This window comes from Leifsonia sp. RCC_180, assembly GCF_058138205.1.
Genome location: NZ_CP200340.1, coordinates 2,149,428 through 2,163,050 on the forward strand (window position 1 = coordinate 2,149,428; position 13,623 = coordinate 2,163,050).

At 69.6% G+C, this 13,623-nt stretch carries 10 protein-coding genes; 2 read left to right on the top strand and 8 right to left on the bottom strand.

The annotated features are described in order from the left end of the window. Positions 1–69: 69 nt before the first annotated feature. Both AB7E03_RS10615 and yczR read right to left on the bottom strand, forming a co-directional pair. Positions 70–3,483, bottom strand: coding sequence for an efflux RND transporter permease subunit (locus AB7E03_RS10615; protein WP_489941377.1), 3,414 nt, complete (start codon positions 3,481–3,483; stop codon positions 70–72). Between the two features lie 144 nt (positions 3,484–3,627). After that, complete coding sequence (yczR, locus tag AB7E03_RS10620; RefSeq protein ID WP_489941378.1) at positions 3,628–5,106, bottom strand: MocR-like transcription factor YczR; 1,479 nt, start codon at positions 5,104–5,106, stop codon at positions 3,628–3,630. Between the two features lie 63 nt (positions 5,107–5,169). Here yczR and yczE point away from each other — a divergent pair, with 63 nt between their 5' ends. Continuing rightward, positions 5,170–6,063 carry a membrane protein YczE gene (gene yczE, locus AB7E03_RS10625; protein ID WP_489941379.1) on the top strand — a complete coding sequence of 298 codons (894 nt, stop codon included), beginning with the start codon at positions 5,170–5,172 and terminating at the stop codon, positions 6,061–6,063. A 115-nt stretch (positions 6,064–6,178) separates the two neighbouring features. On the opposite strand, the gene AB7E03_RS10630 is transcribed toward yczE, so the two are convergent. Further along, positions 6,179–6,940: a MerR family transcriptional regulator gene (locus tag AB7E03_RS10630; protein ID WP_489941380.1), complete on the bottom strand. Its 762-nt coding sequence runs from the start codon at positions 6,938–6,940 to the stop codon at positions 6,179–6,181. Between the two features lie 85 nt (positions 6,941–7,025). Between AB7E03_RS10630 and AB7E03_RS10635 the strand changes: the two genes are divergently transcribed. Next, complete coding sequence (locus AB7E03_RS10635) at positions 7,026–7,760, top strand: MBL fold metallo-hydrolase (protein ID WP_489941381.1); 735 nt, start codon at positions 7,026–7,028, stop codon at positions 7,758–7,760. 34 nt (positions 7,761–7,794) lie between these two features. Here the strand turns inward: AB7E03_RS10635 and AB7E03_RS10640 are convergent, their stop codons facing one another. The 5 genes from AB7E03_RS10640 to AB7E03_RS10660 form a co-directional block, all read right to left on the bottom strand. Further along, positions 7,795–9,975 (bottom strand): APC family permease, encoded by a 2,181-nt coding sequence (locus AB7E03_RS10640; RefSeq protein ID WP_489942901.1) that lies wholly within the window; start codon positions 9,973–9,975, stop codon positions 7,795–7,797. Positions 9,976–10,218: 243 nt separating this feature from the next. Next, entirely contained in the window at positions 10,219–10,848 is a 630-nt protein-coding gene (locus AB7E03_RS10645; RefSeq protein WP_489941382.1) for a PadR family transcriptional regulator, read from the bottom strand. After that, a complete protein-coding gene (locus tag AB7E03_RS10650) occupies positions 10,845–11,678 on the bottom strand; it encodes a DUF4097 family beta strand repeat-containing protein (RefSeq protein WP_489941383.1) in 834 nt (277 codons plus the stop codon). The genes AB7E03_RS10645 and AB7E03_RS10650 overlap by 4 nt, the downstream gene beginning before the upstream one ends. Positions 11,679–11,849: 171 nt before the next feature. Next, positions 11,850–12,431, bottom strand: coding sequence for an antibiotic biosynthesis monooxygenase (locus AB7E03_RS10655; RefSeq protein WP_489941384.1), 582 nt, complete (start codon positions 12,429–12,431; stop codon positions 11,850–11,852). Between the two features lie 70 nt (positions 12,432–12,501). Beyond that, positions 12,502–13,545, bottom strand: a complete 1,044-nt coding sequence (locus AB7E03_RS10660) for a LacI family DNA-binding transcriptional regulator (RefSeq protein ID WP_489941385.1) — start codon at positions 13,543–13,545, stop codon at positions 12,502–12,504. Between the last annotated feature and the right edge of the window lie 78 nt (positions 13,546–13,623).

Genomic DNA, 13,623 nt, shown 5'->3' on the forward strand with positions numbered 1-13,623 from the left:
CCCGGGAACGACCGGTCCGCCGGCGCCCGCCGTCTGGCATCCCGGACAGCGGGACGCCCACGCCGAAGTTCAGACCTGCGAACCGCCCGCCGGCCGGGTGAACACCGGCGGCTCGAGCACCTCCCGCGAAGGAACCTCGCCGGCAGAGCCGTCCCCGCGCGGACCATCGCCCCTGGGACCATCGCCCCTGGGACCATCGCCGCCGCCCGGCCCACCGGCGCCCGGGCCACCCGCGTCCGGTCCGTCTCCGCCCGCAGCCGCCGCCTTCGCGGCCCTCCGCAGCGCCCGGCGCTCCCGCCAGCCTTCGACGAGGTTGTAGAGCGTCGGGAGCACGACGAGGGTCAGCACCGTCGACGAGATCAGACCTCCGATGACGACGATCGCCAGCGGCTGCGAGATGAACCCGCCGTGCCCGGTCAGGCCGATCGCCATCGGCGTCAGCGCCGCGATGGTCGCCAGCGCGGTCATCAGGATGGGCCGCAGACGTCGGGAGGCGCCGTGCGCGACCGCGTCCGCCACCTTCAGCCCGCGCCTGCGGTACTGGTTGACGAGGTCGATGAGCACGATCGCGTTGGTGACCACGATGCCGACGAGCATCAGCAGTCCGATGAGGGATGCGACGCCGAGCGGGATGCCCGACGCGATCTGCAGCAGGATGGCGCCCGTCGCCGCGAACGGCACGGACGAGAGCAGCAGCACCGGCTGGAGCAGCGAGCGGAACGTCGCCACCATCACGATGTACACGATCAGGATGGCCGCCAGCAGCGCGATGAGCAGCTGGCTGAACGCGTCCGACTGGCTGGAGGTGACGCCGCCGACCTTGGCCGTCGCGCCCGCCGGAAGCTCCACGGCCTTAAGCGAGGCCGTGACGTCCGCGTTGGCGGTGGCCAGATTGTCGGTCGCCGGGGTCGCCGTGACGCTCGCCGTCCGCAGTCCGCGCTCTGTCGTGACCGTCGCCGGCCCCTTGACCTCCTTCACCGAGGCCAACGTGTCGAGCGGGACGATGCCGGCGGCGGTCGGAATGGGCAGCACCGAGAGCCCTGCCACGGTCGTGGGCGGGTTGTCGCTCTGCAGGTAGATCTTCAGCGTCGTGTCCTCGATCGCGACGGAGCCCGCCTGTGTCGGCTGCATCGCCTGCGACACGAGGGTACCCACCGCGACCTCGCTGAGCCCGGCGGCCGCGGCCTTGCTGCGGTCCACATCGACGGCGACATACGGCAGGGACGCGCTGAGGTTGTCGGTGACCTGCTTCAGTGACGACTTCTTCCGCAGCTGCTCGACCACCGCATCCGTCGCCTTCTGCAGGTCGGCGTTGCTGGTCGCCGTGACGTTCACCTGGATGTCGGTGGAGCCGCCGAAGCCGCTGGAAGCCGAGAGCGTGATCTCGCCCTGGTCCGTAATTCCGGCGAGCTCGTCCTCGATGGTGTTCTGCAGCTTCTCCTGGTTGGCATCCGGGTCGGTGGTGATCGAGAAGGTGGTACCGCCGCTGCCGCCGGTGAAGGCGTCGCGGAGCGACGATCCGCTCGAACCGATCGAGACCTGGACGGTCTTGACACCCTTCGTGTCGAGAAGCTTCTGCTCGACCACCTTCGCGGCGTCGTCCTTCGCCTGCAGGCTGGCGCCCGGGTCGAGGGTCTGGGTGACGGTAAGTGAGTTCTGTCCGCTGGAACCGAGGAAGTTGGTCTTCACGAACGGGAGGGCGAAAGCGGTGAGGACGAGGACGATCGCCGCAGCCACCACGGTCAGCCAGGAGTGCTTGAGGGTCCACCGGATGATCGGCAGGTAGCCCGCCTGCAGCCGCGAGGGGTGCTCCAGCTCGTCGACGCCGGCTGCGGCCGCCTCCTCGACGGAGAGGTGCGCCGTCTCGGTGTCCTGCCCGCCCTCGTGCTTGTGCGCCTTGGGCGCACGGAGGAACCAGTAGGCCAGCACCGGCACGATGGTCAGCGCGACGAGCAGCGACGAGAGCAGCGCGATCGTCACGGTCAGGGCGAATGGCCGGAACAGCTCGCCCGTCACATCCCCGACGAATGCCAGCGGCAGGAACACAGCGACCGTCGTGATGGTGGATGCGGTGATCGCGCCCGCGACCTCCCGCACGGCACGCACGATGCTGACGGCGCGGTCGGAGCCCGCGACCAGTTGTCGCTTGATGTTCTCGATCACGACGATGGAGTCGTCCACCACGCGCCCGATCGCGATCGTGAGCGCGCCGAGCGTGATGATATTGAGCGTGTAGCCGGTCGCCCACATCACGATGAAGGTGATGAGAACGCTGGTCGGGATGGACACGACCGTGACGAGGGTCGATCGGATCGACATCAGGAACACCAGGATGACGATCACCGCCATCGCGAGGCCCAGCAGGCCCTCCTCGGCGAGCGCGTTGATCGACTGGGTGATGAAAGGCGCCTGGTCGAACACGACCGTGATCGTGGTGTCCGATCCCAGCTTCTTCTTGAGGTCCGGGATGAGATCGGTCACCGCGTGCGAGACCTCGACGGTGTTCGCCGAGGGCAGCTTGGTGACCGCCACGGTGAGCGCGGGCTTGCCGTCGACACGCGAGAGGGAGGTGGTCGGGTCGTCCGTCTCCGCGACCGCGGCGACCTCGCCGATCGTGGGCGGAGCCCCTGCCGCGCCAGGAGCAGCGGAGGCGGCGCCGGCAGCGGCGCCCGCGCCGGCAGCAGCACCCGCGCCGGGAGCAGCACCCGCACCGCCAGCAGCACCGCCGGCCCCGGCCCCCGCCGACCGCACCAGCGGCAACCCCGCGATGCCCTCCACCGACGACAGCTGCGTGCCCGACTGGATGGACAGTGTCTTCCCGTTCTCGGTGATCGCGCCGCCCGGGATGAGCACGCCGTTCTGCTGCAGCGCATCCTTGATCGCCGACGACGAGACGCCCGCGGCCGCCAGCTTCGCCGGGTCCGGCGTGATCGTGATGCGCTGGCCGATCTCGCCGACCAGCTGGGCGTCGTTGACGCCCTTCAGGTTCTTGATGTCCGGCAGCACCAGCTTGGTGATGTCGTCGCCGAGCGCTCGCTGGTCGCCCCCGCCGCTGATCGCGAGCTGGATGACGGGCAGATCGTCGATGCTGCCGGAGAGCACCTGCGGCTCGACCCCGGAGGGGAGCGTCGACTTGATGCGGTTGATCGACTGGTCGATCTTCTGCTCGGCGGTGGCGAGGTCAGTACCGTACGTGAACTTCGCGGTGATGATCGACTGGTTCGTGCTGCTGACCGCGCTGGTGCTGTCGAGGTCCGGAACCCCCTGGATCGCCGCCTCCACCGGAGTGCTGACGTCGTTGTTGACGACCTCGGGAGAGGCACCCGGGTAGCTGGAGAGCACCACCAGCTGCGGGAAGGAGATCGACGGGACGAGCTCCTGCTTGAGGTTGGTCAGCGCGAGCCCGCCGAAGACCGCTGCGACGATCGTGACGAGCGCGATCAGAGCGCGGTTCTTCATGCTCAGGACGGCGAGGAAGTGCACAGGGTTCCCCTCGGGAAAGGCGGGTTGCAGGACAACGCCGACGCTGGCGCAGGGGAAGTATCCCATTCCGGAGTGGGCGGCAGCTTCATGCCTGGGTACGACATCCCACTACTCCCGGGGGAGTGCGCCTGTGGACGGTTTCGCTCAGACCACGCTCGGCAGCGCCCCGGCGTCGAAGTACGGCACCGGCTCGTTCGCGGCGACCGCCCATGCCCGCGACAGCGCGTCGAACGCCCGCGCGTACTCCTCCGGCGTGTAGGTGATCGGGATGCGGAGGAAGCGCTCGAAGGCGCCGTCGATCCCGAACCGCGGGCCCGCAGCGATCAGCAGACCGTGACTGCGCGCAGCGAGGGCCAACGCCGAGCTGACCGGCGCGCCGATCCCCACCCAGGCGGTGAGGCCGCCGTGCTGCACGGGCACGGTCCAGTCGGGAAACGTCTCGCTGACGAGCCTGCGAACCGTGTCACGGCCCTGCCGCAACTGCTCGCGCCGCTCCTCCATGATCGCTTCCAGTTGCGGCAGCATCCTCGCCACCACCAGCTGCTCGAGCACCGGGGTGCCGAGATCCGTGGCCGGCTTCGCGGCGATCAGGCGCTGGATGTGCGACCGCTCGGCACGGATCCACCCGATGCGCAAACCGCCCCACAGCGTCTTGCTGGCCGATCCGATCATGATCAGCGGAGCCCCGGCGGAGGCGGCAGCGGCGTAGCGCGGCAGCGGCAGATACTCACCGACCCGGTCGATGTCGAGTTCGGCGGTGGTCTCGTCCGCGACGACGATCGCCCCGTGGCCGGCCGCGGCGGCGAGCACCCGCTCCCGCGTTTCCGGCGACATCGAGGCGCCGGTCGGGTTGTGGAAGTCGGGGATGAGGTACGCAAGAGCAGGATTCGCCCGGCGGAACGTCTGCTCGATCGCCTCAATATCCCAGCCGTCGGTCTCCTCGCCCAGCCGGTGCGGCCCCTCCTCGGGCGCGGTCACCGTGATCGGGACGAGTCGCGCACCCGCCAGCCGGATCGCCTCGATGGCGTGCGGGTAGGTCGGCACCTCGATGACGACCCGGTCGCCTCGGCTCAGGAACGTCCGGGCGATCAGCGCGATCGCCTGCTGGGCGCCCACGGTCACGAGGATCTGGTCGGCCGTCGTCGGCAGGCCGCGGCGGGTGTAGCGCTCGGCGATCTCAGCCCGCAGGTGCGGCAGCCCGACCGGGTCGTAGCCGGGGTCGGGGAGGAAGCGCGGGAGGTCCTCCGCGGCGGCACGCGCGGCCGCCGGCAGCGAGGAAGCCGCGGGGAGTGACGCCTTGGTGAAGTCGAGCATCCCCTCGCCGCCCACGGCCGGCAACGGAAGGGCACGGCCGGGGAGGCGCGTGACGCTTCCGGAACCGCGGATGCTGTCGATGAAGCCGGCCCCGCGCAGCTGGCGGTAGGCGGCCGCGACTGTGGTGCGGCTGAGCTCCAGCCGCGCGGCCAGGTCGCGTTCGGCGGGCAGCCGGGTGCCGATCGGGATGCGGCCGTCCAGCACGAGAAGCCGGATGCGGTCGGCGAGCGCCTGGTAGCTCGCGCCGGCGTTCCGCCAGGCGCCGAGGAGGTGCTCCAGCGAGCGGGCGGTGAGTTGCGCATCCGACATGCAGTCCACTTTAGTCAGATTGGTATCTTGATGCGAGTCCAATCCTCGCGATTGGATTGGGCTATGGACGCTCCGCTTCTCCTCACCCGCCGCCTCGTGCAGCTGCTGATCGGGCTCTTCCTCTACGGGATCGCGATCGCACTCATGGTCCGCGGCGGCATCGGCCTGTCGCCGTGGGATGTGCTGGCGCAGGGCGTCTCGCTGAAGACCGGCATCCCGTTCGGCTTCGTGACCAACCTGATCGGGCTGGTCGTGCTGGCGTTCTGGATCCCGCTCCGGCAGCGCCCGGGGCTTGGCACCATCCTGAACGTGCTGCTGGTCGGACCCAGCGCCCAGCTCGGACTCGACCTGCTCCCGCAGCAGACGGAGCTGTGGGCGCAGGTGCTGTTCTTCGCGGCCGGCCTGGCGCTGCTCGCGGTGGCCACCGGCCTGTATATCGGCCCGCGCCTCGGGCCGGGCCCGCGCGACGGGCTCATGACGGGCCTCCACGCACGCACCGGCCGGCCGATCTGGATGGTGCGCACGGGCATCGAGGTGACCGTGCTGATCATCGGGTGGGCACTCGGTGGAAACGTCGGAGTGGGGACGCTCGCGTTCGCGCTGCTCGTCGGTCCGCTGTGCAGCCTCACCCTCCCCTTCTTCGCGATCCGCCTGCCGCAGGACGCTGCAACGGCTGCGGCGGGAGTGGAGAGCGAACTCGAGGGAACGGCCGAGCAGTCGGCCGGCCTCGAGGTCGAGCAGGATGCCGTCCGTTTCGACGTGCGCGACGGCATCCTGCTCGAATCCGACCGTGCGGCGCACGACCGTGGCGCACGCGCCGACTCCCCCTTCGTGCGCGGCCCGCAGCCCGACCGGGCGCCGCGTCCGCCGGTCCCGGACCGCGAGGAGCGCCCGTCCCGGCAGATCGCCGCCCACTGGCTCGACGACCGCATCACCCGCCGCCCGCGCCACCCCTGACGCCCGAATCCCGCCACACACACCAACAGCTCCTGAGTTTTTCGGGCGAATCGTGCGATTCAGTCCGAAAAACTCAGGAGCTGTCGGCTTGGATCGAGAGGGGCGGGACGGGCGGTCAGGCGAGGTGGGCGGCGGCGTAGGTGCGGAGGGCGTCGCGCACGAAGGCGGCGCCGGAGGTGCCGCCGTAGTTCGCGGCGAACCGCTCGTCGGCGACGTACATCTCACTGAGACCGGTCAGGTACGCGGCGCTCGGCGCGCCCGTCCCGTATCCCGGGGTGCCCGGGATATCGGCCAGCCACTCGGCGTGACGCCGGGCAAGCGCCTGCGCCTCGTCCGAATCGGGCGCCACGCCGCTCGCGGCGGCGGCCTGCCAGTCGGCGGCGAGCTGCGCCTGCCGCTGCTGCCACTCCGTCCGCTCCTCCGGGGTCTTGCTGCGCCACCAGCGGTCGGACGCCGCGTAGGCGTCCTTCCCCCAGCGCTGCTCGACCTCGTCCTTGTACTGGGTGTGATCGAATCCGTCGAACATCTGCTCGGCCACGATCTCCTCTCCTTTCTCCACTGCGTGGATCGTCGACTCGACCGACGCGATCTGCCGCGCCAGCCGTTCCCGCTCCGCCCGCAGCCACTCCAGGTGGTCGCGCAGGGCGGGTGCCGCATCCGTGCGGTCGTCGAGCACCCGGCCGACGGCATCGAGGCCGAGGCCGAGCTCCCGGAGAAGCAGGATGCGCTGCAGCCGCACGAGGGAGTCGCGGTCGTAGTACCGGTAGCCGTTACCGCCGACGCGGCTGGGCTTCAGCAGCCCGATGGCGTCGTAGTGGCGGAGCGTACGGCTGGTGGTGCCGGCGATCCGCGCGATGTCCTGGATGGACCAGTCCATATCGTTCCCTCCTTTCGTGCGGTGCGTCATCCACGCTAGGAGTTGACGTTACGTCAAGGTCAAGCGAGGAGGCTACAGTGACCTCGTGCGCAGCATCCGGTCCACCACCCGCGTCGCCCCCGGCATCCTCTTCGTCGAGGGTCCGCTCTCGAATTGGACGGTGTTCCACGGGAACGGCGCCGTCGAGCTCGTCGACTGCGGCTACCCGGCCGACCGGCCGCTCGTCGAGGAGTCGATCCGCCTCGCCGGAGCCGACCCCGCCGACCTGAAGCGCGTCCTGATCACCCATGGCCACTCGGACCACCTCGGCGCGAGCGCGCAGTTCGCCGCCGAGCGCGGTGTGATGGTCGCCGCGGCGCCGGCGGAGTTGCCGAACGTTCGCAGGGACGTCACCGAGCAGGTGACCGTGGCCGAGCTGCTGCCCTCCGCCCTGAAGCGCGGCACGGTGCGCTGGGCTGCGGCGGCGATCCGCGCGGGAGGCCTCGGGGACGTGGGAGTGCCTGGCGCCGTTGCGCTGGAAGGCGACGAGGTGCCCCTCAGCACCGGCCACACCCTGACGATGGTGCCGGCGCCGGGGCACACCTCAGGGAGCGTGTGCTTCCTGGAACCCGAGTCGCGGGCGCTGCTCACCGGCGACGCGATCGTCACCGGCCACCCGCTGCTGCGCGAGAGCGGCGAACTGCAGCAACTGCCTGCGTTCTTCCAGCACGACGCCGACGAGGCCGCACTCAGCGCTCGGCGGCTGGTGCTGTGCGACGCCGCCCTCGTGCTGCCGGGCCACGGACCGCTGGTGGTGTTCCCGGAGAGCGCGCGCCCGTGACGCCCGAGGCACCCGGCGGGATGACGGCGGCGCCCTAGCGCTTCGCCCGGGCGGGCACCTTCTTCTGCGGCGTCCCGGACGCGGCGGGCTGGCTGCCCTGCGGTGCCGACCCCGGCGCAGTCCCCTGCGGCTGCGGCTCCGGGATGGTCGCGGCCACCGACTCCGCGCTCTCCTGCGGGTCGCCGATCGTGATCGGGACCTCGTGGATGTGGATGCGCGTGTGCACCCGCGACGCCGGCACTAGCGGCCGGCGCGCCACGGGGCGCACGGGCTCGCCGCGACGGTCCTGGCCGGGCAGCGGACGGGAGCGGCGCCCGTAGATGAGCGACGACGAGTCGAGCAGCCACGGCACCAGCGCAACGGTCACGCCGTGGCACAGCATCAGCTGCTTGCTGATGCGGCGGGCGCGGTGGTTGTGCAGGATGCCCTCCCACCAGTGGCCGACGATGTACTGCGGCAGGTAGACGGTGACGACCTCGGAGCCGTGCTCCTCGCGCCGGTGCTTCAGGTACTTGACCAGCGGGATGCCGAAGTCGCGATAGGGCGACTCGATGATGGTCAGCGGCACGTGGATGTTCTGCTCCACCCACTGCCGTTGCAACTTCTGCGTCGCTTCCTCGTCGATGGAGACGTGCACCGCCTCGATGGAGTCGTGCCGGGCCGCGATCGCGTAGTCCAGCGCCTTCAGCGCGGGCTTCTGCATCTTGCCGATGAGGACGACGGCGTGGTCGCCGACGCTGCCGAAGGTCGTGACCGGGTCGACCTCGACCTCTTTCTCCACATCCCGGTAGTACCGGTTCACGCCGAGCATCAGGAACCAGAGGATCGGCATGAAGATGAAGACCAGGTACGCGCCGTGCGTGAACTTGGTGATCGTGACGACGATCAGCACGATCGCGGTCAGGCAGGCGCCGAACGCGTTGATGCAGAGCGAGCGGACGATGCCGCTGCGCTCCCGGCCCGTCTGTCCTCCGGTGCGCAGCAGACTGATCCAGTGCTTCACCATCCCGGACTGACCGAGGGTGAACGACACGAACACGCCGATGATGTAGAGCTGGATGAGCTGGGTCAGATTGGCCTGGTACACGACCAGCAGCACGGTGGCCGCGAGAGCCAGCACGATCATGCCGTTGGAGTACACGAGCCGGTCGCCGCGGGTGTTCAGCGCCTTGGGCGCGTACGAGTCGCGGGCGAGTACCGAGCCGAGCAGCGGGAACCCGTTGAACGCTGTGTTGGCCGCGAGCAGCAGGACGATCGCGGTCGCGGCCTGGATCAGGAAGAAGAGGATCGTGTTGTTGCCGAAGGTGGCGGCCGCGATCTGCGCGATGAGGCTGCGCTGCGGATCCGTCGCACACTGCGCCCATCCCTGCAGATCGCAGGGGTTCTCGGCGTAGTGGACGCCGCTGATCAGCGCCGTCGCCGTGAGCCCGGCGAACAGCGTGATCGCGATTCCGCCCATCATGCCGAGAGTCGCGCGCGCGTTGCGGATCTTGGGGGTGCGGAACGCCGGGACGCCGTTGGCGACGGCCTCCACACCGGTCAGAGCCGAACATCCACTCGAGAACGCCCGCAACAGCAGGAGGACCACGGCGGCCTGGGTGAGAGAGCCGGTCGTCTGCACCTGATAGCCGGCAGACTCGGCCACGGGTGCGTCGCCGAACGCGGTGCGGATGAGGGCCGTCACGATCATCAGCAGGATGCTGCCGATGAAGATGTAGGTCGGCAGTGCGAACGCCTTCGACGACTCGCGCACGCCGCGGAGGTTGACGGCGGCAAGGATGATGACGCAGAGCACCGCGAGCTCGACGCGCCAGGGCGCAAGGAAGGGCAGCGCGGAGATGATGTTGTCGACGCCGGAGGCGACCGACACCGCGACGGTGAGGACGTAATCGACCAGCAGGGCTGAGGCCACAATGAGGCCGGCCTTCTCGCCGAGATTCTTATGGGCGACCTCGTAGTCGCCGCCGCCGGACGGGTAGGCCTTCACGAGCTGGCGGTAACTGAGAACCACCGTGACGAGCAGAACGACGACGGCCGCCGCGACCCACGGGGCGAAGCTGAGGAACGCCAGGCCGCCGAGCAGCAGGATCATCAGGAGTTCCTGCGGAGCGTACGCGACACTCGACAGCGCGTCGGAAGCGAAAATGGGTAGGGCAAGGTGCTTCGGGAGCAGTTGTCCCTCGAGCTTTTCGCTCGGAAGCGGGTCGCCGATCAACCAGCGCTTCGGGGATCTCCCCTCAGTTGTCACGAGGTGCGAGCATACTCGCTGGCAATGCACTGTCAAGTCGGCGCGTCGGGCGCGGGTCCGGCACGTCTTCTGCAAACACTGGGGGTCGCACCGCCGGTGGCGCCTCCGCCGCGGATTCGCGCGGCGGGGCGACCAGTAGCGGCCTCACTGGGAGCGAGATGAGCATTCGCCTACTCTTTCCAAAAGCCTTCCCCGAGCCGACGGCGTGCGTCAGCGGCGGGCAGTGGCCTCGACGATCACCCGGCGCACCCGCTCGAGCTCACTCCTGAGAAGAGGAACGACGTCGGTCGAGAGGATGCCGCGGGCGGCCAGCTGGCGGAGGTCCGTCCGGAGGTCCTGACGGAACTCGTTCAGCACCGCTTCCGCGTCGCGGGCCGCCGAATTCGCGGTAGAGCGGGCATCCCGTCCGGCGTCCCGTGCCTGCTGGCGCGGGTCGACCCGCGACGAGTTGCGCTTCGCCTCGCGGGCCGCCGACGCGAGTTCCGCGCGGAGCGTGCGCATGGCGTCGTCGACGCCCGCCCGCACCTCGTCGGCGAGCCGGCGCACCGAGTCCGTCACCTCATCCTCGATCGCGTCGAGTTCCGGCCGCCGTGCGGCCAGTTCGGCTCGACCGGCATCAGTGATCGCGTACACCGTCTTGCGGCCGTCGGCGCTCTTCGTGACGAGCCCCTCCTCCTCCAGCTTCGCCAGCCGGGGGTAGATGGTGCCGGCGCTCGGGCTGTACGTGCCGCCGAAACGCTCGGTGAGCGCCTGGATCAGCTCATACCCGTGCCGTGGCGACTCATCGAGCAGGCTCAAGAGGTACAGCCGGAGGCTGCCGTGGGAGAACACGGGAGTCACGCCGACGCCTCCGCGTTCCGCTGGGCGGCCGCACTACGGAGCACGGACGCGTCGCCGGACACCGAGTTCACACTGATCTCGACCCAGCGGCCGTCCAGCGAACCAGACGTGCCGGTGTAGCCCTTGCCCATCCCGCCGACGATCGTCATGTTGTCCAGCTGCACGCGGCCGGAGACCGTGTTGACGCGGTAGCGCGCGCCGATGGCCTCCGGGATGCGGATGGTGGTGTCGCCCGAGACGGTGTTGATGGCAATCTCGTCGGGCGTGCCCGCGACGTCGATCATGACGGCGGCCGACACCCCGTCGGCGGAGAAGCGGTCCAGGGCGCCGGAGGCGGTCACATCCCCCGAGACGGTATGAGCGACGATGCGGCCGGTGTGGTCGCGGACCGACAGCTCGCCGGTGACGGAGTTCAGCTCGATGTCTCCGGTCAGGCCGTCGGCGACGACATCCCCGTTGACGGTGCTGAGGCGTGCATCCGTGTGCAGGCCCGAGATGAGCGCGGTCGCCGAGATGACGCCGAGCTTCAGCTCGACATCGCGCGGGACGAGAACGCTGACGTCGGCGCGGGCACTCGAACGCATGGACTTGAACACCTCGATGAAGTTATCCCAGCGCAGCTGCGGGTGGTCGATCTCGAGCCGGTCGCCGTCGATGACGATCTTGAGATCGCGGCCGGCGACCGAGTGCACCTCGATCCGTGCGCCCGGCTCATCGTGGCCGACGATATCGATCTGGCCGCCGATGAATCCGACCTTGAGCGCGCGGACGACCTCAAGGTCGATCGTGCGGCTCTCACCGGGCTGGATCAGCCACTTCTCCTGTGCCATGCTTCCTGCTCCTTACTCTTCCGGCTGTGCCGGGACCTGCGATGACTCGCGTTATATCGCGACTGTTGACGAAGATCACGATATATCGCGAGTGTGACGGATGCAACCCGTTTCACGGCGAGATCGAGGAAGTTCAGGGTCGTCTCAGGGAGAACCCCGAAGAGCGGCGATTCAGCGGCGCAGCCAGGGCTGCAGCATGCGCGTCACGAACGGGAGGAGCAGGTACGTCATCGTCGGAGTCAGGCACAGGGTCGTGATGAGAACCGTGGCCAGTGGCCACAGCTGGTGCCAGCCGGGCACGAACGTCGTCACCAGGTAGGTGAACGCGAGCGACAGCGGGAAGAAGCCCAGCCAGATCGTCACCGCCTGCTTCCAGCGCGGCGGGGCGGCCGGCACGCCGGGTTGCGGTTGGTCGAACCAGCCCTCGATGCCGGTCCGCCTCTCCACTCGGGACACCTCCACCAGTTCCCGGCCCTCGTACAGCCAGTCCGCGCGATCGTCCGACGCCTCCCAGGCCTCCAGAGTGTCCGCGTCGGCGAAGCGGTACAGCATGTGCCACTCCTCCGAGTCGGCGTGCGCACGCACCCATCCCGAGCCGAGGAACCCCTCGTACGTGTTCGCCAGATTCACGCCGGCCTGAACCCAGTGGGTGACCTCCGGGAGGCGGTCGCCGACGACGCGGCGGGTGATCGAGACGGTGACGGGGAGGCGACGCGCTCGTGACGCATCCAGCAGGGGCTCTTGTGGAGACATGCTCCTATTTTCTCCGAGGCGCGTTACGTGCGGATTTCGCGCACTCCTCTCTTTCCGCCGGGTCGCCGGGTCAGCGGGACCAGATCAGCGGCGGCCCGTCGCGCACCACCAGCCGGGGAGCGACCAGCCGGTGCCGCGGATCGGAGACGTCGCCTCCGGGCTGCACCCGGCCGCCGTGGACTCCGGTCAGCAACTCGAGCACGCCTGCGGCGACCTCGTCGAGCGGCTGGGCCACGCTGGAGAAGCCGAGTGAAGCGGCGACCGGGGTGTCGTCGTAGCCGACCACCGGGATGCGGCCGCCGGTCGCCGTCAGCACGCCCAGTGCGAGCGAATCGGAGGTGCAGACGACTCCGTCGATCCCGCTCGCCTGGGCTTCCAGCCGACGGATGGCATCCGCGCCGAACGGCACGCGATCCTCGGCCGTCACCTCCAGACTGCGGAGCTCGGACTCGGAGAGCCCGCTGTCGCGCATGGCCTCGAGCCATCCCTCGCGGCGGTCGTCGCCGGTACCGGATCCAGCGGGCCAGCCGAGGAAGCCGATCCGGTTGCCGACGGTCGACAGCAGGTGGGCCGTCGCATCCCGGAGACCCGAGCGGCCATCCACGTCGACCCACAGGTGCTCCGGGTCGGTCATGTCGTCGATGCCCCACGGTCGGCCGAACGTCACGAACGACTGGCCGTGGTCGATCAGCCATTCGGTGCGCGTGTCGCCGTGGAAAGTGGAGGTCAGGACGAACGCATCCACGTCGGCGCCGTCCGAGAGCCGACGGAACTGCTCGATCTCGCCCACAGGATCGTCGGCCGTGAACAGCAGGACGCGCAGGCCCTGACGGTCGGCCAGCTCGGTGAGCGCGTGGAGGAAGCGGTCGAGGATGCTGCCCGAGATGCCGTCCTGGGTGATCGGATCCAGCCGGATACCGATGGTGGAGCTCTTCTGCGTGCGCAGCCGGCGGGCGGACGCGTGTGGCCGGTAGCCGAGCGTGCGGATCGCCGCCTGGACGCGCTCTCGCGTCTCGGGCCGGACGAGTTCGGGAGCGTTGAGCACGTTGGAGACGGTCTGGCGCGACACTCCGGCGGCGCCGGCGACGTCGGTGACGGTCGGTTGAGCCCCCATGGCGTGTCCTCCCCTCGACTGGATATGACCCTACTGGTGCGCTTGACACCCATGTAACCGCGTGGCTACTGTGGCAGG